Source organism: Streptomyces griseorubiginosus (assembly GCF_001514195.1).
Lineage (GTDB): Bacteria > Actinomycetota > Actinomycetes > Streptomycetales > Streptomycetaceae > Streptomyces > Streptomyces griseorubiginosus.
Window position 1 is genome coordinate 151,286 of the sequence record NZ_KQ948745.1, and the last position, 21,240, is coordinate 172,525.

Sequence of the window (21,240 nt, forward strand, 5' to 3'; positions counted from 1 at the left end):
TGACAGCACTGTCGGGGCCCGCTCTCATGTCGACCGGGAAACGCCCCGGTATCCTGCGGATGTCACCCCACCCTCTCCACAGCCGAAGGGCATCCCGTGAGCGCCATTCGCCCGGCAGCCGTCGTCGTTCTCGCAGCGGGTGAGGGCACCCGTATGAAGTCGGCCACACCCAAGGTCCTGCACGAGCTGTGCGGTCGCAGCCTCGTGGGCCATGTGCTCGCCGCGGCCCGCGAGTTGGATCCCGAGCACCTCGTCGTGGTGGTGGGGCACGCGCGGGAGAAGGTCGTCGCTCATCTCGCCGACACCGACGCCGACGTCCGCACCGCGGTGCAGGCGCAGCAGAACGGCACCGGGCACGCCGTACGGATGGCCCTGGAGGAGCTGGGCGGTGCCGTCGACGGGACCGTCGTCGTGGTGTGCGGGGACACTCCCCTGCTGACCGGCGAGACCCTCAACACCCTTGCCGCCACGCACTCCTCGGACGGCAACGCGGTCACCGTGCTGAGCGCCGAGGTGCCGGACGCGACGGGGTACGGCCGGATCGTGCGGGACCCCGCCACCGGTGCCGTGACCGCGATCGTCGAGCACAAGGACGCCTCCGAGGCGCAGCGGGCGATCCGGGAGATCAACTCCGGGGTGTTCGCCTTCGACGGGCAGCTGCTCGCCGACGCGCTCGGCAAGGTGCGCACCGACAACTCGCAGGGCGAGGAGTACCTGACGGACGTGCTCGGCATCCTGCGTGAGGCCGGGCACCGGGTGGGCGCGGCCGTCGCCGCCGACCACCGCGAGATCGCCGGGATCAACAACCGGGTGCAGCTCTCCGAGGCCCGGCGCATCCTCAACGACCGGCTGCTGACCGACGCCATGCTGGCCGGTGTCACCGTGATCGACCCGGCCACCACCTGGGTCGACGTGACCGTCACCTTCGGCCAGGACGCCGTCGTGCACCCGGGCACCCAGCTGCACGGCTCCACCCACATCGGCGAGGGCGCCGAGGTGGGCCCCAACACCCGCCTCACGGACACGGTCGTCGAGGCCGGGGCCCGGGTCGACAACACGGTGGCCTACAGCTCCCATGTCGGCCCCGGCGCGAGCGTCGGGCCGTTCGCCTATCTGCGCCCCGGCACCCGGCTGGGCGCCAAGAGCAAGATCGGCACGTACGTCGAGACGAAGAACGCGACCATCGGCGAGGGGACGAAGGTGCCGCACCTGTCCTACGTCGGTGACGCCACCATCGGTGAGTACACCAACATCGGTGCCGCGAGCGTCTTCGTGAACTACGACGGGAAGGACAAACACCACACCACCGTGGGGTCGCACTGCCGCACGGGTTCGGACAACATGTTTGTGGCTCCTGTCACGGTCGGGGACGGCTCCTACACCGCGGCGGGGTCGGTGATCACGAAGGACGTGCCGCCCGGTTCGCTGGCCGTGGCCCGTGGCCAGCAGCGGAATATCGAGGGTTGGGTGGCCCGCAAGCGCCCGGGGAGCGCGGCGGCGAAGGCCGCCGAAGCGGCCTCTGGCCAGCACGAGCGCGAGAGCTGACCGGAAACAGGTGCGCCGAAGTCGTCGTACCGTGATAAGTGCACACCCCCGCTGTAGACACCTCTGAGGAGACAGCTGTGACCGGGATCAAGACGACCGGCGAGAAGAAGATGATGTTCTTCTCCGGCCGCGCCCACCCCGAGCTTGCCGAGGAGGTCGCCCAGCAGTTGGGTGTCGGGGTCGTCCCGACCAAGGCCTTCGACTTCGCGAACGGCGAGATCTACGTCCGCTACCAGGAGTCGGCCCGCGGTGCGGACTGCTTCGTGATCCAGAGCCACACGGCTCCGATCAACCAGTGGATCATGGAGCAGCTCATCATGATCGACGCGCTGAAGCGTGCGTCGGCCCGCTCCATCACCGTGATCGTGCCGTTCTACGGCTATGCCCGCCAGGACAAGAAGCACCGCGGCCGTGAGCCGATCTCGGCCCGGCTGATCGCGGACCTGATGAAGACGGCCGGTGCCGACCGCATCCTGACCGTCGACCTGCACACCGACCAGATCCAGGGCTTCTTCGACGGGCCCGTGGACCACCTGTTCGCGCTGCCGCTGCTGGCGGACTACGTGGGGCAGAAGGTGGACCGGGCGAAGCTCACCGTCGTCTCGCCGGACGCCGGCCGGGTGCGGGTCGCGGACCGCTGGTGCGACCGGCTGGGCGCGCCGCTGGCGATCGTGCACAAGCGGCGCGACAAGGACGTGGCGAACCAGGTGACCGTCCACGAGGTCGTGGGTGAGGTCAAGGGCCGGGTGTGTGTCCTGGTCGACGACATGATCGACACCGGTGGCACCATCTGCGCGGCCGCGGACGCGCTGTTCGCGCACGGTGCGGAGGACGTCATCGTGACGGCCACCCACGGTGTGCTGTCGGGTCCGGCGGCCGACCGTCTGAAGAACTCCCGGGTGAGCGAGTTCGTGTTCACCAACACCCTGCCGACGCCGGGTGAGCTCTCCCGCGACCTGGACAAGATCAAGGTGCTGTCGATCGCGCCGACGATCGCGAGCGCGGTGCGTGAGGTCTTCGAGGACGGTTCGGTGACGAGCCTCTTCGACGAGCAGTAAGCGTGCGATGAGCTGTAAAAACGCTTCTGCATGATCGATTTTTCAGCGGCCTCCCCAGCCGAGTAGACTGCCCCAGTTGCTCGGCGAGGGAGGCCGTATCCATGGATACGGCGATCCGTTATCGACGCGCTCTTCGTAGCAGGCCGTTCGTGGCCGGGTGACCCTGTCCGTTACTCACCCATACGAGGAGTGATCCGCATGTCCGAGGTCAAGATCTCCGCCGAGACCCGTTCCGAGTTCGGCAAGGGCGCCGCCCGCCGCATCCGCCGTGACTCCAAGGTTCCCGGTGTTCTCTACGGTCACGGTGGCGAGACGGTCCACCTGACCCTCCCGGGCCACGAGCTGCTGCTCGCGCTGCGCACGTCGAACGTCCTGATCTCCCTGGACATCGACGGCAAGACCAACGAGCTGGCGATCCCGAAGTCCGTGCAGCGCGACCCGATCAAGGGCTTCCTGGAGCACGTCGACCTGCTGCTGGTCAAGCGCGGCGAGAAGGTCACGGTCGAGATCCCGGTCCACACCGAGGGCGAGCTGGCCCCGGGCGGCTACCTGCTGGAGCACGTCCTGAACGCGCTGCCGGTCGAGGCCGAGGCCACCCACATCCCCGAGTCGGTCACCGTCTCCGTCGAGGGCCTGGAGGCCGGCGCCTCCATCCTCGCCAAGGACATCAAGCTCCCGAACGGCACCACGCTGGCCGTCGACGAGGACGCGGTCGTCCTCCAGGTGCTGGCCGCGCAGGCCGAGGAGACCGAGGGCGAAGAAGAGGCCGAGGGCGAAGAGGCCGCCGAGGCCTGAGCCCCAGCGCTCGCCGTATAAGCTCCAGCCGCTGCTCCCTCAGGGGGGCGGCGGCTGTTGCACGTGAGGAGACATGGACGTGACCACCCCTGCCAGCGACCCCTGGCTGATCGTGGGCCTCGGCAACCCGGGACCCGAGTACGCCGCCAACCGGCACAACGTCGGCTTCATGGTGGCCGATCTGCTGGCCCAGCGGATCGGGGGCCGGTTCAAGCGGGCCGGCAAGGCGCAGGCGCAGGTCGTCGAGGGGCGGATCGGGCCGCCCGGACCGGCGAACCGGCGGGTGGTCCTGGCCAAGCCGATGTCCTTCATGAACCTGTCCGGCGGCCCGGTGAACGCGCTCAAGGACTTCTACAAGGTGCCGGTTACGAACATCGTGGCGATCCACGACGAGCTCGACATCGACTACGGCGTCCTGCGCCTCAAGCTGGGCGGCGGGGACAACGGCCACAACGGGCTGAAGTCGATGACGAAGGCGTTCGGCGCGGAGTACCACCGGGTGCGGTTCGGGATCGGGCGCCCTCCGGGCCGTATGCAGGTCGCCGACTTCGTGCTGAAGGACTTCTCGTCGAGCGAGCGCAAGGAGCTGGACTACTTCGTGGACCGGGCGGCCGACGCGGTGGAGGCGCTGGTGACCGAGGGTCTGGAGCGGGCGCAGAGCACGTACAACTCCTAGCCCCGGCCCTCCTCCCCGGCCCGCATTGACTTCCGGCAATGCCATGGCCAATGATCCCGGCCATGCCTGCCACCGCCGCCTCCTCCCGTCCAGCCGCCCGCCAGACCTCGACCGCCGCCCTGCGGTTCGGGAGACTCGCGGCGATGGGGACGGTCACGGTGGTCATCCTGATCGCCGGGGTGTGGGCCTCCTGGGGCAGCGCGCAGTACGTGATGCTGACCAAGGGGCGCGAGCGGGGCACGGTCGAGGTGGAGCGGTGCGCCGGGGACGTGTGCAGCGGGCCGTACACGCCGTCGTCGCACGGGTCGGTGGCGCGGGACCGGGTGGACATCGAGCACACGGTGGCGGTGCGCAAGGGGCAGCGCTACGCGGTCGTGGTCAAGCCCGGTACGCGGGACGTCGTACGGTCCGGACCGGCCGGAGTGCTCTACTCCTGGGTGCCGATGGGCGGGGCGCTGCTGCTCGCGGCGGTGGTCGTGGCGGGCGGGCTGCGCCGGACGCGGTTCGCGTGGGTGCTGGCGGGGTCGGGGGTCGCCCTGCTCACGGCGGCTTTCGTGACGGTCTGAGAGGGTTCGGCGTTCTCTTTTTCTGTGGAGGAACTGAGTGTTGCCTGTTCGTGATTGACCAGAGGTCAGTCACAGCCGCAAGCTGAGCCGCCCCCTCCACATCTTCCCGTTCACTCTCGAAGATGGATAACTGCCCCATGCGTACCCTCCACCGCGCCGGCGTCCTGTCCGCCGTCGCCGCAGCGGCCTTCCTCGTCGCTCCGGTCGCCCACGCCACCCCGCCCGGGGACAACGGCACCGTGAAGATCCACGACGCCGGCACCGGCGAAGAGCTCCGCAAGAACGAGCCGCACGTGTGCACCTTCTACCTGGACGCCTTCGGCTTCGACGCCGTCCAGGAGGTCGACTGGCACATCGAGGCCTGGGCCCCGACGGCCGACGTCAAGGGCAAGACCGTGAAGTCCGGCGAGATCACGCTGGACTCCGACGGCCACGGCCGTACGGAGAACCTGTCGCTGCCCGACGGCCACTACAAGCTGTTCTGGAACTTCGAGGGCGAGAAGGGCGCGGCCAAGCACAAGGTCTTCTGGACGGACTGCGAGGACGAGCAGGGCGGGGGCGGCGGTACGGCCACGCCCACCGCGTCGGCCACGCCGTCCACCTCGGCCACGGTCGGCCCGTCCGGCTCGCCCGGCACCGGCCCGAGCGACCAGCCGAGCACCGAGCCCAGCGAGTCCACCGAGGCCGGGGCCTCCGCGTCGGCCTCCTCCTCCGCCTCCCCGCAGGGGTCCACCGGCGACCTCGCCGAGACCGGCAGCAGCGCTCCGGTCGGCCTGCTCGCGGGGGTCTCCGCGGCGCTGGTGGCGGCGGGCGGTTACCTCGTGGTCCGGCGGCGCCGGGCCTGACGTACACGAGAAGGCGGTGCCCCCCGGGATCGATCCCGGGGGGGGGCACCGCCTTTGTGCGTGCGGAGGTCAGCCGGTGTTGCGCAGGCCGGCCGCCACGCCGTTGACCGTCAGGAGCAGGGCGCGGGAGAGCAGCGGGTCGGCGGGCTCACCCGCGGCGGCCGCGTCGCGCTGGCGCTTGAGCAGGGTCACCTGGAGGTAGGAGATCGGGTCCAGGTAGGCGTCCCGGATCGCGAAGGTCTGCTTCAGGACCGGGGTGGCGTCGAGGAGTTCGGCCTCGCCGGTGATCCGCAGGACCTCGCGGACGGTGAGCTCGTGCTCGGCCTCGATGTCGGCGAAGACGTGCTGGAGCTCGGCCGGGACCAGGGTCTCGACGTAGTGGCGGGCGATGCGCAGGTCGGTCTTCGCGAGCGTCATCTCCACGTTGGAGATGAAGTTGCGGAAGAAGTGCCACTGCTCGTGCATCTCGTCGAGGACGGTGTCCAGGCCCGCCTCGCGCAGCGCCTTGAGGCCCGAGCCGACGCCGAACCAGCCCGGGACGATCTGCCGGGACTGGGTCCAGCCGAACACCCACGGGATGGCGCGCAGTCCGTCGAGGGAGACGCCCGAGCCGGGGCGCCGGGAGGGCCGGGAGCCGAGGTGCAGGTCGGCGAGCTGGTCCACCGGCGTCGAGGCGAGGAAGTAGTTCGGCAGGTCCGGGTCCTCGACGAGACGCCGGTAGGCCGCGTGGGCGGCGTCGCTCACCACGTCCATCGCCGCGTCCCAGCGGGCCAGCGCCTCGTCGGACTGGCGCGGGGCGGTGTGCAGGGCGGAGGCCTGGAGCGTGGCGGCGACCGTCAGCTCCAGGTTCTCCCGGGCCAGCGACGGCACGAGGTACTTGTCGGAGATGACCTCGCCCTGCTCGGTCACCTTGATCTCGCCCTCCAGGGTGCCCCAGGGCTGGGCGAGGATCGCGTCGTGCGAGGGGCCGCCACCGCGGCCGACGGTGCCGCCGCGGCCGTGGAAGAGGCGCAGGCGTACGCCGTACCGGTGGGCGACGTCGCGCAGCCGGCGCTGGGCGCGGTGGATCTCCCACTGCGAGGTGGTGATGCCTCCGAACTTCGAGGAGTCGGAGTAGCCGAGCATGACCTCCTGCACATCGCCCCGGAGCGCGACCAGGCGCCGGTAGGACGGGTCGGAGAGCATGTCCTCCAGGATGGTGTCGGCGGCCTTCAGCTCGTCGGTGGTCTCCAGGAGCGGCACGATGCCGATCTTCGCCCAGCCGGCGTGCAGGTCCAGCAGCCCCGCCTCGCGGGCAAGGACCGCGGCGGCGAAGACGTCGTCGGCGCCCTGGCACATCGAGATGATGTACGACTCGACGACCTCGGGCCCGAAGACCTCCAGGGCCCGCTTCACGGTCTGGAAGACCCCGAGGGTCTTCTCGCCGGCCGCGTCCACCGGCGCCGGAGTGGGTGCCAGCGGCCTGCGGGAGCGCAGCTCCTTCGCCAGCAGCCTGGCCCGGTAGTCGCGGGGCATGTCGGCGTACCGCCAGGACTCCTCGCCGAGCCGGTCGAAGAGCTGGCCGAGGGCGTGGTGGTGGGCGTCGGCGTGCTCGCGGACGTCCATGGTGGCGAGCTGGAGGCCGAACGCGGCCAGGGTACGGATGGTGCGGTCCAGCCGGCCGTCGGCGAAGAGCCCGCCCCGGTGCTCGCGCAGCGAGCTCTGGATCAGGGTGAGGTCCTGGAGCAGCTCGCTGGTGCCGAGGTAGTCGCGGCCGTCCTCGTGCGGGATGCCCTTGGCCAGGCGGGTCTTGGTGTTCTCCAGCTTCTGCCGGATGCAGGTGGCCTTGAGGCGGTACGGCTCCTCGGCGTTCAGCCGCTTGTAGCGCGGGCTGATCTCCGGGAGACGCTCCAGGTCGGCCTTGAGGGACTCCAGGAGTTCCTCGGTGGCGCCGGTGTAGCGGATGGAGTTCGACAGGAAGCCCCGCAGCTCGTCGATGAGCTCCAGGGCGTCGTTGATGCCGTGCTCGTGCTGGAGGATCAGGACGTCCCAGGTGACCTGCGGGGTGACGTTGGGGTTGCCGTCCCGGTCGCCGCCGATCCAGGTGCCGAAGGTGAGGGGGCGGGTGGCGTCGGGGATCTTGACGCCGACGCGCTCCAGCTCGGCGGTGAGGTCCTCCAGGACGTCGCCCACCGCGCCGGCGTGCAGCTCGTCGAGGTAGTAGATGGCGTTGCGGGCCTCGTCGGCGGGCTCGGGGCGCACGACGCGGAGTTCGTCCGTCTGCCAGACGAGGTCGATGTTCTCGGCGAGCCGGGTGTCGTGGCGGCGCCGGTCCGCCTCGATGACCGGCGTCTCCAGAAGGGCGGCGATCCGGCGGAGCTTGTTCAGCACCGAGCGGCGGGCCGCCTCCGTCGGGTGGGCCGTGAAGACCGGGCGGACGTTGAGGTTGGCGACGGTCTGGCGCAGGTGCTCGGGGTCGGCGTCCTTGAGGCGGTCGGCCGTGCGGGCGAGGAGACCGCCCTCGGCGGCGCGCCGGGCCCGCAGCTCACGGCCGCGGTGCACCTGCTCGGTGACGTTGGCCAGGTGGAAGTAGGTGGAGAAGGCGCGCACCAGCTTGGCGGCGGTCTCCAGTTCGGTGCCGCGCAGCAGCTCGGCGGCGGCCTCGCCGTCCTCACGGGTGAGGTGGCGCACCCGCTCGACCAGGTCCAGCAGCTCGGGACCCTCCTGGCGGACGAGGGTCTCGCCCAGGAGATCGCCCAGGCGGCGGATGTCGGCGCGCAACTCACTACCGGTCGACGTGGCGCTCGTAGTCAGGTCGTCGGCACTGCTCACAGGTGCGGCTCCTTGCAGTGTTGAAGCTCGTCCGGGAGGGGAACCCGGAGTGCGGTCGTGCGGCAGCCGCCGCATACGGGCCGGACATCCGGGAAGAAATCAGAGCGGACCGCGCTGTCCGACCGACTCCAAGGATAGGTGTCGATGCGGACGCGCAGACTTTTGGGCTCTTGCCGTGAGACGGCGACGCACTGCCATACTTACGACGCCGTAGGTTACGGAACCGTAGGGACCGCCGTAACGGACCACGGGAAGGATCTCCGCAGCCCGGCACCTGTCTCAACCCTCGACCCCACAGGGGACGCCCCATGACCGCGAGCTCCGATGTGATCGATGACGCCCCGAAGTCGACCGACGGCCCGACACCGCCCTCCGCGACCCTGGGCGGCGAGCAGAAACGCTCGATCGAGCAGATCACGCTGGTCCTCTTCATCACCGTCCCCTTCCTCGCTCTGCTCGCGGCGGTGCCGCTGGCGTGGGGCTGGGGTGTGAGCTGGCTTGACCTCGGTCTGCTGGTCTTCTTCTACTACCTCGGATGCCATGGCATCACGATCGGCTTCCACCGCTACTTCACGCACGGCTCCTTCAAGGCCAAGCGGCCGCTGCGGATCGCGCTGGCGATCGCGGGCTCGATGGCGGTCGAGGGCCCGCTGGTGCGCTGGGTGGCCGACCACCGCAAGCACCACAAGTTCTCCGACGCCGAGGGCGACCCCCACTCGCCGTGGCGGTTCGGCGAGACGGTCCCGGCGCTGATCAAGGGCCTGTGGTGGGCCCACATCGCCTGGATGTTCGACGAGGAGCAGACCCCGCAGGACAAGTACGCGCCGGACCTGATCAAGGACCCGGCGATCAGGGCGATCTCGCGCCAGTTCATCTACTGGACGATGCTCTCGCTGGCCCTGCCCGCCGTGATCGGCGGTCTGGTGACGATGTCCTGGTGGGGCGCGTTCACCGGTTTCTTCTGGGGCTCGCTGGTCCGCGTCTGCCTCCTGCACCACGTGACCTGGTCGATCAACTCGATCTGCCACGCGGTCGGCAAGCGGCCCTTCAAGTCGCGGGACCGCTCGGGCAACGTGTGGTGGCTGGCCGTGCTGTCCTGCGGTGAGTCCTGGCACAACCTGCACCACGCCGACCCGACCTCGGCGCGGCACGGGGTGATGCGGGGGCAGGTGGACTCCTCGGCGCGGATCATCCGCTGGTTCGAGCTGCTCGGCTGGGCGTACGACGTGCGCTGGCCGTCACGCTCGCGTATCGATTCCCGCCGGATCACGGACGGGGACGGCTCCCGGCGCAAGGAGGAGACCGCCGAGGCGGCATGATGGACGCCGTGGCGACCGACTCCAGCAGTACCCCGAGTGACGAAGCGAAGCCGCGGCGTGCCCGGCGCACCCGGATGACGGGTGCCGAGCGCCGCGCGCAGCTTCTGGAGATCGGTCGCACCCTCTTCGCGGCGAAGGGCTTCGAGGCCACCTCGGTGGAGGAGATCGCGGCGAAGGCGGGCGTCTCCAAGCCGGTGGTGTACGAGCACTTCGGCGGCAAGGAGGGGCTGTACGCGGTGGTGGTGGACCGCGAGATGCGGCGGCTGCTGGACATGGTGACGAGTTCGCTGACCGCGGGGCATCCCCGGGAGCTGTGCGAGCAGGCGGCGTTCGCGCTCCTCGACTACATCGAGGAGTTCACGGACGGTTTCCGCATCCTGGTCCGCGACTCCCCGATCCCCCAGTCCACGGGTTCCTTCGCCTCGCTCATCTCGGACATCGCCACGCAGGTGGAGGACATCCTGGGCCGCGAGTTCAAGAGCCGCGGCTTCGACCCGAAACTGGCCCCGCTGTACGCCCAGGCCCTGGTCGGCATGGTCGCCCTGACCGGCCAGTGGTGGCTGGACGTGCGCCGCCCGAAGAAGGCGGAGGTCGCCGCGCACCTGGTCAACCTGGCCTGGCACGGCCTGGACGGCCTGGAGGCGAAGCCGCACCTGATAGGGCGCCGGAAGAGCTGAAGGGGCTGGACGGGATGGCGGAACCGTCGGAGACGGTCTGCCGGGTCTGCGGATACGACGACGGGGTGGAGCCCTTCTGGGAGGGGGGCCGGCCCGACGAGGGGGCCATCTGCCCGTGCTGCGGGAACGAGCCCGGCATGAGCGATGTCAGCGTGATGGGCCTGCGCGGCTACCGCGGCTACTGGCTCGGCCAGGGCGTCCCCTGGAACTCGCCGGGCTCACGCCCCAAGGACTGGGACATCCTGGAGCAGGTCGAGCGCATCCCGGCGGAGTGGCGCTGACCCGTCACCGCCCGCACGACGGCCCGTGCACCTCGTGGTGCACGGGCCGTCGTCGTGTTCTGTCGCGGGTCAGTGCTTGAAGACGTCCTTGGTCTTCTCCTTGGCCTGGCGAGCGTCGCCCTTGGACTGTGCGGCACGGCCCTCGGCTTCCATGCGCTCGTTGCCGACCGCGCGCCCCACCGTCTCCTTGGCCTTGCCCTTGGCCTGCTCCACCTTGGCCTTGGCCTTCTGGTCTCCTGCCACGGTTCTCACTCCCAGCGATGGACGACTTCGCTTTCATCACTGCGGGTGACCCCTGACGGCCCGCTCAAACCCGTCAGTTCTCCTTGCGCGCCACCGCGAAGACGCGGCGGAACGGGAACGGGGTGCCGTGCGGGCCCCTCGGATACGCCTCGCGCAGGGCCGACCGGTACGCGGCCAGGAACCCCTCCCTGGCGCCCGGGTCGTCGGCGAGGGCGGCCAGGAGCGGGCGCAGGCCCGTGCCCTTCACCCAGTCCAGGACCGGGTCCTCACCCTGGAGCAGGTGCACGTAGGTCGTCTCCCAGGCGTCGACCTCGCAGCCCAGGTCGGCCAGCACCGCCAAATACGCCTCGGTCGTGAGCACGGCGTCCTCGTGGCGCAGGGCGTCCGCGAGGCCCGCGGACTCCGCCAGCTCGCGCATCAGGCGGTGGCTCGGGGAGCCGAAGTTGCCGGGGACCTGGAAGGCGAAGGTGCCGCCGGGGGCGAGCCCGGCGATCCACTCGGCGAACCGCTCCACGTGCCCCGGCACCCACTGGAGCGTGGCATTGCTGATGATCAGGTCGTACGGCTGCGCGGGCGCCCAGGTGCGCACGTCCGCGTGGGCGAAGTCGAGGCTCCCGCCGCCGGCCGTGGGCCCCGCGTACTCGACCCGTGCCTTGTCGAGCATCTCGGCCGAGTTGTCGTAGCCGGTGATCCGGGCGGTGGGCCAGCGAGTGGCGAGGAGTGTGGTCACGTTGCCGGGGCCGCAGCCCAGGTCGGCGATCAGGGGCGACCGGCCGGGCAGGTCCGGGACCCTGGAGAGGAGGTCGGTGAAGGGGCGGGCGCGGTGGCCGGCGTGGCGGAGGTACTGAGCGGGGTCCCAGGTCGTCATGGGGCTCAGTGTTCCCGCCTTTTTATCTTGACGTCAAGAGGATCGATATCAAGAGACTCCACATCAAGAGACTTCACATCGACACAACCACTACACTGATCGTCATGGAGGACGAGGTCGATCGGCTGGTCGCTGCGTGGCGCCGGGAGCGCCCTGACCTCGACGTGGAACCGCTCGAGGTGCTCAGCCGGGTGAGCAGACTGGCCCGGCACCTGGACCGGGCGCGCCGGCTGGCCTTCGCCGAGCACAGCCTGGAGCCCTGGGAGTTCGACGTGCTGACCGCGCTCCGGCGCGCGGGGACGCCGTACCAGCTCTCCCCGGGGCAGCTGCTGACGCAGACTCTGGTCACCTCGGGCACCATGACCAACCGCATCGACCGGCTGGCCAAGAAGGGCCTGGTGGAGCGGCTGCCCGATCCGAGCGACCGGCGCGGAGTGCTGGTCAGGCTCACCGAGGACGGCAAGGACCGCGCGGACCAGGCCCTCGCCGGTCTGCTGGAACAGGAACGCGCGATCCTCGCCGAGCTCTCCCGCGCCCAGCGCGGGGAACTGGCCGGTCTGCTACGCCAGTTGACCGCCCCGTTCGACAACATCCCCGGCTAGGCGCTCCGCAGGGAGAGCCGATCGGGTGGTCCCGGGCCGGCGTCGGACGGCGGTGCCGTTGCGACGCGTCGCGCCCGCGCGGCGGAGCCGCCTGCCGGCACAGCCCCGCGTGACGTCGCACCGGCGATAATCAGGCGGCCCAGTCCCCTACGCCAACTGCCCGCCCCGTTCGACGACATCCCCGGCCAGGTCGGCCGGCCCCACACCCGCGCGCCGCGCCAACGCGACGGCGGCCAGGGTGGAGTGGACGCCCAGCTTGCCGAGGACGTTCTGCATATGGGTGCGGACGGTGTGCGGGGAGAGGAACAGCCGCTCGGCGACCGCCTTGCGGCCCAGCCCGGCCACCATGCAGCGCAGCACCTCGCGCTCCCGCGGGGTGAGGGACTCCACCAGGCGCTCGCTCTCGGTGCGGTGCTTGCGGGCGGCGGTGAGCTCGCGCAGGACGCCGGTGAGCAGCGCGGGCGGCAGATGGGTCTCGTCCCGCAGGACCCCCCGGATGACGGTGAGCAGCCGGGACAGCGAGCAGTCCTTGGCGACCCAGCCCGAGGCGCCCGCCTGAAGCGCGAGCGCGGCCCGGCGCGGGTCGTCCTTCTCGGCGAGCACGACGATCCGGACCGCCGGCTGCGCCGTACGGACCCCGGCGACCAGCGAGATGCCGTCGACCAGACCGTCCTCGTTGCCCTCCTGCACGGAGACCGCGGGCCTGATGCCCTGGACGTTGCCGCCCAGGTCGGCGTCGACGAGCAGGACGTCGAAGCGGCGGCCCTCGGCGGCCGCGCGCTCCAGCGAGCGCAGCGCGGCAGGACCGCTGCCGGCCGCGGAGACCTCCACGTCCGGCTCGGCCGCGAGCGCCGCGGCGAGCGATTCGGCGAAGATGCGATGGTCGTCGACGACCAGGACTCGGATGCGAACCACGTAACCCCCTTCCCCGAGCTCTCGAAGAGCAGGGGATACCCCATCGCCATCGTCTGAGGACGACTCGGGAGACGACACCGCCGCGAGTACGACGCCTGAAGCACGATGGCCGCACGGCCGCCGCCGCGCAAGAACTGCTACCCCCACTTCGGGCGCCGTACCCGACTGTCTCGCCCCCCTGCATCAGCACCGGCCCCCACCGGTGCTGTTCATCAGGGTACGGCCGGGGGGCAGGAGCGGAAGGTTATTTGCAGAACTGGCCGTCCGGGGCGTTTATGGTGAGCCGCATGTTTCGTCTGGAGACAGAAGTCGACAAGGCCCGGCTCGATCTGCTCCGCACCCGGCTGCGGGACGCCAACACGGCGGCCTCCCCGGTGCTCCGCGCCCTGCGCGGAACCCCAGGTGAACGGGAACTCCCGCTCCACCTCTGGGTGGTGGACGAGACCGGCGCCCTGGCGGGCGGACTGGTCGGCCACACCTGGACGAGCTGGCTCCACGTGACCTATCTCTGGGTCGACGAACGGCACCGCGGGGCGGGCCTGGGTTCGCAGTTGCTCGCACAGGCGGAGCGAACGGCGCGTCACGAGCGGGGCTGCACCTCCGTGCGCCTGGAGACCTGGGACTTCCAGGCGCCGGAGTTCTACCGGAAGCAGGGGTACGACGTGGTGTGCGTGATCCCGGACTATCCGCCGGGGGTCACGGAGTTCACGCTGACCAAGCGGCTCAGCCCCTGAAGCGCCAGGAGCCCGGATCGTCCGCGGGTTCCAGGCCGAGCTCGCTCGCGATGCCGGCCGCGCGGCGGTGCGAGACGTCGGGGTAGTGCCCGGGGTGCACCTCGACGAAGCCGTTGGGGTCGGCGGCGGCCGTGCGCAGGGCCTCGCGGAGGATGTGCTCCTGCTCCGCCAGCCTGGCCCGCTCCTCCCGTCGGCGGGAGACGGTCGCGCCCCGGCGGGCCGTGGCCGCGACCACGCTGAGCGCGATCAGCGCGAACGCCCCGACGCTCAGCACGTCCCGCGTCGCGTCCAGGTCTCCCGGCATCCGGGGGCGCAGTTCACCCCGGGGGTCGGCGAGCACGGTGACGCGCTGGCCGAGGGCGAAGCTGCCGGACCCGGCCTGGAGGGCGGGGCCGGGGAGCCGGGTGCCGTCGCGGCGGGCGAGGGCGTAATCGTAGGTGTGGTCGGCCCGGCTCTGGTCGGGGTCGAGCCACTCGCGCACGACGGTCGCGCTGATCCGCTCGCCCCGCCGCTCCAGGGTGAGGTCGTCGCGAGCCAGGTCGGCGATGTACACGGCCACCAGGGAGGCGCCCACCACGAGGAGCGCCGCGGACAGGCCGGTCTCGTCGGCGGCGAGTTTCGTCAGCAGCACGGCGAGGAGCACGCCGTGGGCGATCCACAGGGGCACCAGGAGGCCGGAGCCCTGGTGGTCCGCCAGCACGAAGAGGCCGGCGATCGCGGCAAGCGCGTAGCAGCCGATGCCGATCGCCGACAGGATGCGATGACGCCCTCGACTCACGCTCCGAACCTACTGGGGCGTACGTCAGGGTGAGGCCCGGCTTTCCCCAAGTTCGGATCAAGCCGGGCAAAACAGCGGTCAGCCGGTCTCAGGACAGGCGCCGGGCCCCCGCGGAGGGAACCGCCTCGAAGACCCGCGGAGCGGTGAACTCCGCGGCGGCGAAGGCCTCTTCGACCGCCTTGGTGATGGCCGCCACGTCGGTCGCCTCGGCCAGCACGATCGCCGAGCCGCCGAAGCCGCCGCCGGTCATCCGGGCGCCCAGGGCACCGGAGGCGAGGGCGGTGTCGACGACCAGGTCCAGCTCCGGGCAGGAGATCCGGAAGTCGTCCCGCAGCGAGGCGTGGCCCGCGACCAGCACCGGGCCGATCGCGCGGGTCTCGCCCGACTCCAGCAGGGCGACGACCTTCTCGACCCGCTCGTCCTCGGTGACCACGTGCCGCACCAGGCGTACGGCCTCCTCGTCGTCGCCGAGCCGTCCGAGGGCCGCGTCGAGCTCGCCGTAGGGGATGTCCCGCAGCGCGTCGACGCCGAGCAGGGCCGCGCCCCGCTCGCAGCCGGCGCGGCGCTTGCCGTACTCGCCCTCGCTGTGCGAGTGCTTGACCTGTGTGTCGACGACGAGCAGGACCATGCCCTCGGCGGCGAGGTCGAAGGGGATCTGCTTCTGGGACAGGTCCCGGGTGTCGAGGAACAGGGCGTGGCCGCTCTCGCAGCAGGCGGACGCGGTCTGGTCCATGATCCCGGTGGGGGCGCCGACGTAGACGTTCTCGGCGCGCTGGCACAGGCGGGCCAACTGCCAGCGCTGGAGGCCGAGTTCGTACAGGTCGTTCAGGGCGAGCGCGACGACGACCTCCAGGGCCGCCGAGGAGGACAGGCCCGCGCCCGACGGCACCGTCGAGGTGAGGTGGATGTCCGCGCCGGTGACCGGGTGGCCGGCCTCGCGCAGCGCCCAGACCACTCCGGCCGGGTAGGCGGTCCAGTTCCGGTCGCTCTCCGGGGCGAGGTCGTCCAGGCGCAGCTCGACGACGCCGCCCTCGACGTCGCCCGAGTGCAGCCGCAGGACCCCGTCGGTGCGCCGGGAGACGGCCGCGGTCGCGGTGTGCGGCAGCGCGAAGGGCATCACGAAGCCGTCGTTGTAGTCGGTGTGCTCACCGATGAGGTTGACGCGGCCGGGCGCCGACCAGACACCTTCGGGGTCGGTCCCGTACAGCTCGACGAAACCGTCCCGCACCTGCTGTGCCACTACTGCTCCTTCGCGATGTGCTGCGCGAACTCCCAGGCGTCCGCGACGATCCCCGCGAGGTCCGCGCGGGTCGGGTTCCAGCCCAGCTTCTCGCGGGCGGTGGCGGCGGAGGCGACCAGGGTGGCCGGGTCGCCGCCCCGACGGGGGGCCACGATCTCGGGGATCGGGTGGCCGGTCACCTGGCGGACCGTCTCGATGACCTGGCGGACGGAGAAGCCCTCGCCGTTGCCGAGGTTGCAGATGAGGTGTTCGCCCGGCTCGGCCGCCTTCAGGGCGAGGAGGTGGGCGTCGGCCAGGTCGGCGACGTGGATGTAGTCGCGGACGCAGGTGCCGTCCGGGGTCGGGTAGTCCTCGCCGAAGACCGAGATCGCCTCCCGCCTGCCCTGGGCGACCTGGAGGATCAGCGGGATGAGGTGCGACTCGGGGTCGTGCCGCTCGCCCTGGTTGCCGTAGGCGCCGGCGACGTTGAAGTAGCGCAGGGAGACGGCGCCCAGGCCGTGCGCGTTCGCCTCGCTGGTGATCATGAAGTCGACGGCGAGCTTGGAGGCGCCGTACGGGTTGGTGGGCCTGGTGGGCGCCGACTCGACGATCGGCACCTCCTCGGGCTCCCCGTACGTGGCGGCCGTGGAGGAGAAGACGAGCTTCTTGACGCCGGCCTCGCGCATCGCGCCGAGCAGCGCCATGGTGCCGCCGACGTTGTTGTCCCAGTACTTCTCGGGCTTCACGACCGACTCGCCGACCTGCGAGAACGCGGCGAAGTGGAGCACACCGTCGTAGGAGGAGTCGAGCCACTTGGCGGCGTCGCGGATGTCGCCCTCGATGAACGAGGCGCCCGCGGGCACTCCCTCGCGGAAGCCGGTGGAGAGGTTGTCGAGGACGACGACCTCGTGGCCCGCCTCGATGAGGTGCTGGGCCACGACCCCGCCGACATACCCCGCGCCACCTGTCACCAGGTACTTCATGAACTCGCTACCTCTCGCAGTCGCTGTGCCGCGGCCTCCGGCCGGATGTCGTTGATGAAGACGTTCATCCCCGACTCGGAGCCCGCGAGGAACTTCAGCTTGCCGGACGTACGACGGATGGTGAAAAGCTCCAGGTGCAGCGCAAAATCGTCGCGGTTGACGCCCTCGAAGTCCTCCAGCGCACCGAACGGCGCCTGGTGCCAGGCGGCGATGTACGGCGTCGGAGGCTCACCCTCGCCGAAAATCCGGTCGAAGCGCTTCAAGAGTTCCAGATAGACCTGGGGGAACTCTGTGCGGGCCTCCTCGTCGAGCCCGAGCAGATCGGGCACCCGGCGCTTCGGATACAGGTGCACCTCGTAGGGCCAGTGCGCGGCGTAGGGCACGAACGCGACCCAGTGCTCGCCCTCCAGGACCACCCGCTCACCGGCGAGCTCGCTCTCCAGTACGGCGTCGAAGAGGTTCTCCCCACCGGTCGCGTCCTTGTGCGCGGCGAGAGAACGCAGCATCAGGGCGGTGCGAGGAGTGGTGAAGGGGTACGCGTAGATCTGGCCATGGGGGTGACCCAGGGTCACACCGATCTCCGCACCCCTGTTCTCGAAACAGAAGACCTGCTCCACGGAGGGCAGATGAGACAGCTCCGACGTCCGGTCGGTCCACGCGTCCAGGACGAGCCGCGCCTGCTCCTCGGTGAGGTCCGCGAAGGAGGCGTTGTGGTCGGAGGTGAAGCAGACCACCTCGCAGCGCCCCGAGTCGCCGGCCAGCGAGGGGAAACGGTTCTCGAAGACCACGGCGTCGTACGACGAGTCCGGGATCTCGCTGAGGCGCTCACCCTGCGAGGGACACAGCGGGCACTCGTCCTTGGGCGGGTGGTAGGTGCGCCCCTGTCGGTGCGAGGCGATGGCCACGGAGTCGCCGAGCAGCGGATCCCGACGAACCTCGGACGTGGTGACAGTCCGCTCCAGCGGGCGCCGGTCCACGGCGTCGCGGACGGTGTCGTCGCGCAGGTCGTAGTAGATGAGCTCGCGACCGTCGGCCAGCCGGGTCGAGGTCTTCTTCACCGCTGAACTCCTTCACCCAAACATAACTAAACACAAATAACCATAAGCACCCACCAGCGTCAACATCGGAATCAAACAAAGCGCATCAGTCGAGGTGTTCAATTGCTGACTATGCAATCCCCCACAAACGGCGCACACGCCGCACATAACGCATACCTCGCGGCCGAGCTGAGGCTCCCCACCAACTGGCTCGACTACACGATCCTCGGCATCTACTTCGTCGTCGTCCTCGGCATCGGCTTCGCGGCCCGCCGCTCGGTGAAGACGAGCCTGGACTTCTTCCTCTCCGGCCGCTCCCTGCCGGCCTGGATCACGGGGCTCGCCTTCATCTCGGCCAACCTGGCGGCAACCGAGATCCTCGGCATGGCCGCCAACAGCGCCCAGTACGGCGCCTACACGGTCCACTGGTACTGGATCGGCGCCATCCCGGCCATGGTCTTCCTCGGCCTGGTGATGATGCCGTTCTACTACGGCAGCAAGGTGCGCTCGGTCCCCGAGATGCTGCTCCTGCGCTTCGACAAATGGGCCCACCTGCTCAGCTCGGCGCTGTTCGCCTTCGCGGCCATCCTCATCGCGGGCGTGAACCTCTACGCCCTCGCGATCGTGGTCGAAGCCCTCCTGGGCTGGCCGCAGTGGGTGGCGATCGTGGTCGCAGGCGCCTTCGTCCTCGCCTACATCACCCTCGGCGGCCTCTCCTCGGCGATCTACAACGAGGTCCTCCAGTTCTTCGTCATCCTGGCGGCCCTGATCCCGCTGGTCGTCCTGGGTCTGAAGAAGGTGGGCGGCTGGGGCGGCCTCACCGACAAGCTGACGGCGGAGCACGGCGCCAACTTCACCACCGCCTGGGGCGGCACCGGCATCGGCAGCGCGAACCCGCTGGGCGCGAACTGGCTGACGATCGTGCTCGGCCTCGGCTTCGTCCTGTCCTTCGGCTACTGGACGACGAACTTCGCGGAGGTCCAGCGGGCCCTGTCCGCGAAGAACCTCTCGGCGGCCCAGCGCACCCCCCTCATCGCCGCGTACCCGAAGATCTTCATCGTGTTCCTGGTGATGATCCCGGGCCTGGTGGCGGCCGCCCTGATCCCCGGCTTCGGCTCGGCCGACTCGGGCTACCAGTACAACGACGCCATCCCCTACCTCATGGAACAGCTCCTGCCGAACGGCGTCCTCGGCATCGCGGTCACCGGCCTCCTGGCCGCCTTCATGGCCGGCATGGCGGCGAACGTCTCGTCCTTCAACACGGTGTTCACGAACGACATCTGGGGCCGCTACGTGCAGCGGGGCCGGGAGGACGAGTACTACGTCCGCTTCGGCCGCCTGATCACGGTCATCGGCGTCTGCGCCTCCGTGGGAACGGCCTTCCTGGCCTCCTCCTTCTCGAACATCATGAGCTACCTCCAGACGCTGTTCTCCTTCTTCAACGTGCCGATGTTCGTCGTCTTCATCGTCGGCATGTTCTGGAAGCGGGCGTCGGCGAAGTCCGGCTTCTGGGGCCTGCTCGCGGGCACGGTCGCGGCGATGGTGAACTACTTCTGGATCTACAAGCAGGGCATCATCGACATCCCCACCGACCAGGGCGCCAACTTCGTCTCTGCGATCGTCGGCTTCGTGGCGGGTGCGGTGGTGATGGTCGCGGTGTCCCTCTTCACGGCCCCGAAGCCCACGGAGGAACTCCAGGGCCTGGTCTACGGCACGACGTCCCCGGGCATGTCGGAGCCGCCGGCCGCGGGCGACGACGCGTGGTACCGCAGGCCGGCCCTGCTGGGCTGGGGTGCCGTGGTCCTGGCCGCCGCCTGCTACATCCCGTTCTCGTTCTGATCGCGGAGGATTCGAGGAACCATGTCCGAACACGACGTCCAGCGGGAAGTCTCCGAACTCCAGGCCAAGTCGGCCACGGCGGCCCGCATCTTCGACCTGCGCCGCATCATCGGCGGCCTGTTCGTCCTCTACGGCATCATCGTCACGATCGCCGGCATCAACCCCTCCGACTCCTCCCTCGACAAGTCGGAGGGCATCAACATCAACCTGTGGACGGGCCTGGGGATGCTGCTGCTGGGCATCTTCTTCCTGATCTGGCTGAAGCTGAAGCCTGCGGCGCCTGTGCGGGTGGATCCACCGGAGGGTGAGGGGGGCGACTGAGCGCCTAAGGGGGTGCCGGGTCAGGTCGTCGGGCGCCTGCGGGTGCGTTGTGGCTGGTCGCGCAGTTCCCCGCGCCCCTAGGGAGTTGCAGTCGCCCACGGCGCGCAGGGGACGGGGTGGGGGGTGTCCGCCCGCAGCGGCCGGCGTCCGGAACCGGGCCCCTTGGAAGGGACCGAGCCGCCGGACCGAGGACGGACACCCCCCACCCCGGCACCGACCCACCCACTACACGGAACGCGCTACACGAGCCCCCACCGGACAGCAAGGGGCCGCCGCAGGCCTCCAGGGGCGCGGGGAACTGCGCTAAGACGCCCGCCCCCACCGGAGCCGCAGATATTCACGGTCCCGCCGCCGGAGGCACAGGCCCCGCCCGATCCAACAACCCCGTCCGCGCAGCCAACGCCGCCGCCTCCAACCGCGACCCGACCCCCAGTTTCATCAGCACCCGCTGCACATGCGTCCGCGCGGTCGAAGGTGCTATCCCCATCCCCGCCGCGATCAGCCGCGTGTCCTCCCCGTCGGCCACCCGCACCAGCACCTCCACCTCCCGAGGCGTCAGCATCTGGAGCAACCGCTGCCCCTCGTCGTCCGGCTGCGCCGCAGGATTCAGCAGCTCACTGAACGCCCCCTGCAACAACTGCGGCGCCACCGCCGCCTCCCCCGCCCGCGCCTTCATGATCGCCCGCTCGACACCCTCGATCCGCTCGTCGTGCCGCACATAGCCGGAGGCCCCCGCGGCGAACGCGGCGGCGATCCCACGAGGGCTCGGTACCGGCCCCAGCACCAGCACCGCCACCTGCGGCCGCTCCCGCTTGATCTTCACGACCGGGTCGAACATCCCCGGCTCGGCCGGCGTGGCCGTACCCAGCAGGCACACCTCGGGCGCCCGGCTGATCACCAGCTCCGCCGCCCCCGCGGCAGGCGCCGCCGCCGCGAGCACCCGGTGCCCCCGCAGCTTCAGTGCCGAGGCCAGCGCCTCGGCGAGCAATCGGTGGTCGTCGACCACCATGAGCCGAACTCCCATCGAGCAACCCCCCAGTCCCCCCATGGATCCGCGTGAAAGCCCCACTATGGATGCCCACTGATCCGCGCGGACAGAGGCCCTCTCCCAGCCCCCCGCCCTTCATG

The 21,240-nt window shown here is 70.4% G+C and carries 22 protein-coding genes; 13 read left to right on the forward strand and 9 right to left on the reverse strand.

Going from position 1 to position 21,240, the window contains the following annotated elements; translation table 11 throughout:
* The first annotated feature begins 96 nt into the window (after window positions 1–96).
* From glmU to AQJ54_RS37385, 6 genes are all read left to right on the forward strand, one after another.
* Window positions 97–1,545, forward strand: coding sequence for a bifunctional UDP-N-acetylglucosamine diphosphorylase/glucosamine-1-phosphate N-acetyltransferase GlmU (gene glmU / locus AQJ54_RS37360; RefSeq protein ID WP_079070190.1), 1,449 nt, complete (start codon window positions 97–99; stop codon window positions 1,543–1,545).
* A 77-nt stretch (window positions 1,546–1,622) separates the two neighbouring features.
* Window positions 1,623–2,603: a ribose-phosphate diphosphokinase gene (locus tag AQJ54_RS37365; RefSeq protein WP_030317447.1), complete on the forward strand. Its 981-nt coding sequence runs from the start codon at window positions 1,623–1,625 to the stop codon at window positions 2,601–2,603.
* Window positions 2,604–2,801: 198 nt separating this feature from the next.
* Complete coding sequence (locus tag AQJ54_RS37370; RefSeq protein WP_062245325.1) at window positions 2,802–3,398, forward strand: 50S ribosomal protein L25/general stress protein Ctc; 597 nt, start codon at window positions 2,802–2,804, stop codon at window positions 3,396–3,398.
* A 73-nt stretch (window positions 3,399–3,471) separates the two neighbouring features.
* On the forward strand, window positions 3,472–4,074 hold the full coding sequence (gene pth, locus AQJ54_RS37375; RefSeq protein ID WP_062245328.1) for an aminoacyl-tRNA hydrolase: 603 nt from the start codon (window positions 3,472–3,474) through the stop codon (window positions 4,072–4,074).
* Between the two features lie 62 nt (window positions 4,075–4,136).
* Window positions 4,137–4,640 (forward strand): hypothetical protein, encoded by a 504-nt coding sequence (locus AQJ54_RS37380; RefSeq protein WP_062245331.1) that lies wholly within the window; start codon window positions 4,137–4,139, stop codon window positions 4,638–4,640.
* 137 nt (window positions 4,641–4,777) lie between these two features.
* Window positions 4,778–5,485, forward strand: a complete 708-nt coding sequence (locus AQJ54_RS37385; RefSeq protein WP_062245333.1) for an LPXTG cell wall anchor domain-containing protein — start codon at window positions 4,778–4,780, stop codon at window positions 5,483–5,485.
* Window positions 5,486–5,554: 69 nt separating this feature from the next.
* Here the strand turns inward: AQJ54_RS37385 and ppc are convergent, their stop codons facing one another.
* Window positions 5,555–8,296: a phosphoenolpyruvate carboxylase gene (gene ppc, locus AQJ54_RS37390; RefSeq protein WP_062245337.1), complete on the reverse strand. Its 2,742-nt coding sequence runs from the start codon at window positions 8,294–8,296 to the stop codon at window positions 5,555–5,557.
* 308 nt (window positions 8,297–8,604) lie between these two features.
* Between ppc and AQJ54_RS37395 the strand changes: the two genes are divergently transcribed.
* Genes AQJ54_RS37395 through AQJ54_RS37405 form a run of 3 tightly spaced genes read left to right on the forward strand, consistent with a single transcriptional unit; the run spans window position 8,605 to window position 10,573 of the window.
* The gene (locus tag AQJ54_RS37395; RefSeq protein WP_062030040.1) at window positions 8,605–9,615 is read left to right on the forward strand and encodes an acyl-CoA desaturase; all 1,011 of its coding nucleotides are present in this window, start codon (window positions 8,605–8,607) and stop codon (window positions 9,613–9,615) included.
* Window positions 9,612–10,292 carry a TetR/AcrR family transcriptional regulator gene (locus AQJ54_RS37400; RefSeq protein ID WP_030317466.1) on the forward strand — a complete coding sequence of 227 codons (681 nt, stop codon included), beginning with the start codon at window positions 9,612–9,614 and terminating at the stop codon, window positions 10,290–10,292. The genes AQJ54_RS37395 and AQJ54_RS37400 overlap by 4 nt, the downstream gene beginning before the upstream one ends.
* Before the next feature lie 14 nt (window positions 10,293–10,306).
* Complete coding sequence (locus AQJ54_RS37405; protein WP_062245340.1) at window positions 10,307–10,573, forward strand: hypothetical protein; 267 nt, start codon at window positions 10,307–10,309, stop codon at window positions 10,571–10,573.
* A gap of 69 nt (window positions 10,574–10,642) precedes the next feature.
* Here the strand turns inward: AQJ54_RS37405 and AQJ54_RS44230 are convergent, their stop codons facing one another.
* Both AQJ54_RS44230 and AQJ54_RS37410 read right to left on the reverse strand, forming a co-directional pair.
* A complete protein-coding gene (locus AQJ54_RS44230) occupies window positions 10,643–10,816 on the reverse strand; it encodes a CsbD family protein (RefSeq protein WP_020137821.1) in 174 nt (57 codons plus the stop codon).
* Between the two features lie 73 nt (window positions 10,817–10,889).
* Window positions 10,890–11,684, reverse strand: a complete 795-nt coding sequence (locus AQJ54_RS37410) for a trans-aconitate 2-methyltransferase (RefSeq protein WP_062245343.1) — start codon at window positions 11,682–11,684, stop codon at window positions 10,890–10,892.
* Between the two features lie 104 nt (window positions 11,685–11,788).
* Here AQJ54_RS37410 and AQJ54_RS37415 point away from each other — a divergent pair, with 104 nt between their 5' ends.
* Complete coding sequence (locus tag AQJ54_RS37415) at window positions 11,789–12,286, forward strand: MarR family winged helix-turn-helix transcriptional regulator (protein ID WP_007382615.1); 498 nt, start codon at window positions 11,789–11,791, stop codon at window positions 12,284–12,286.
* 147 nt (window positions 12,287–12,433) lie between these two features.
* On the opposite strand, the gene AQJ54_RS37420 is transcribed toward AQJ54_RS37415, so the two are convergent.
* Entirely contained in the window at window positions 12,434–13,201 is a 768-nt protein-coding gene (locus AQJ54_RS37420; RefSeq protein ID WP_020137819.1) for a LuxR C-terminal-related transcriptional regulator, read from the reverse strand.
* A 275-nt stretch (window positions 13,202–13,476) separates the two neighbouring features.
* Between AQJ54_RS37420 and AQJ54_RS37425 the strand changes: the two genes are divergently transcribed.
* Window positions 13,477–13,935 carry a GNAT family N-acetyltransferase gene (locus AQJ54_RS37425; RefSeq protein WP_062245347.1) on the forward strand — a complete coding sequence of 153 codons (459 nt, stop codon included), beginning with the start codon at window positions 13,477–13,479 and terminating at the stop codon, window positions 13,933–13,935.
* On the opposite strand, the gene AQJ54_RS37430 is transcribed toward AQJ54_RS37425, so the two are convergent.
* From AQJ54_RS37430 to galT, 4 genes are all read right to left on the reverse strand, one after another.
* On the reverse strand, window positions 13,925–14,713 hold the full coding sequence (locus AQJ54_RS37430) for a hypothetical protein (protein ID WP_062245350.1): 789 nt from the start codon (window positions 14,711–14,713) through the stop codon (window positions 13,925–13,927). The genes AQJ54_RS37425 and AQJ54_RS37430 overlap by 11 nt on opposite strands.
* Before the next feature lie 88 nt (window positions 14,714–14,801).
* A complete protein-coding gene (galK, locus tag AQJ54_RS37435) occupies window positions 14,802–15,953 on the reverse strand; it encodes a galactokinase (protein WP_062245353.1) in 1,152 nt (383 codons plus the stop codon).
* Entirely contained in the window at window positions 15,953–16,915 is a 963-nt protein-coding gene (gene galE, locus AQJ54_RS37440) for a UDP-glucose 4-epimerase GalE (protein ID WP_062245355.1), read from the reverse strand. Before galE ends, galK begins: the two co-directional genes overlap by 1 nt.
* Complete coding sequence (galT, locus tag AQJ54_RS37445) at window positions 16,912–17,973, reverse strand: galactose-1-phosphate uridylyltransferase (protein ID WP_062030054.1); 1,062 nt, start codon at window positions 17,971–17,973, stop codon at window positions 16,912–16,914. The genes galE and galT overlap by 4 nt, the downstream gene beginning before the upstream one ends.
* A gap of 111 nt (window positions 17,974–18,084) precedes the next feature.
* On the opposite strand from galT, the gene AQJ54_RS37450 reads away from it, so the two are divergent.
* Complete coding sequence (locus tag AQJ54_RS37450; RefSeq protein ID WP_062245359.1) at window positions 18,085–19,791, forward strand: sodium:solute symporter family protein; 1,707 nt, start codon at window positions 18,085–18,087, stop codon at window positions 19,789–19,791.
* 21 nt (window positions 19,792–19,812) lie between these two features.
* Window positions 19,813–20,112, forward strand: a complete 300-nt coding sequence (locus tag AQJ54_RS37455; protein WP_062245362.1) for a hypothetical protein — start codon at window positions 19,813–19,815, stop codon at window positions 20,110–20,112.
* Window positions 20,113–20,449: 337 nt separating this feature from the next.
* Here the strand turns inward: AQJ54_RS37455 and AQJ54_RS37460 are convergent, their stop codons facing one another.
* Window positions 20,450–21,136: a helix-turn-helix transcriptional regulator gene (locus AQJ54_RS37460; RefSeq protein WP_078851945.1), complete on the reverse strand. Its 687-nt coding sequence runs from the start codon at window positions 21,134–21,136 to the stop codon at window positions 20,450–20,452.
* Between the last annotated feature and the right edge of the window lie 104 nt (window positions 21,137–21,240).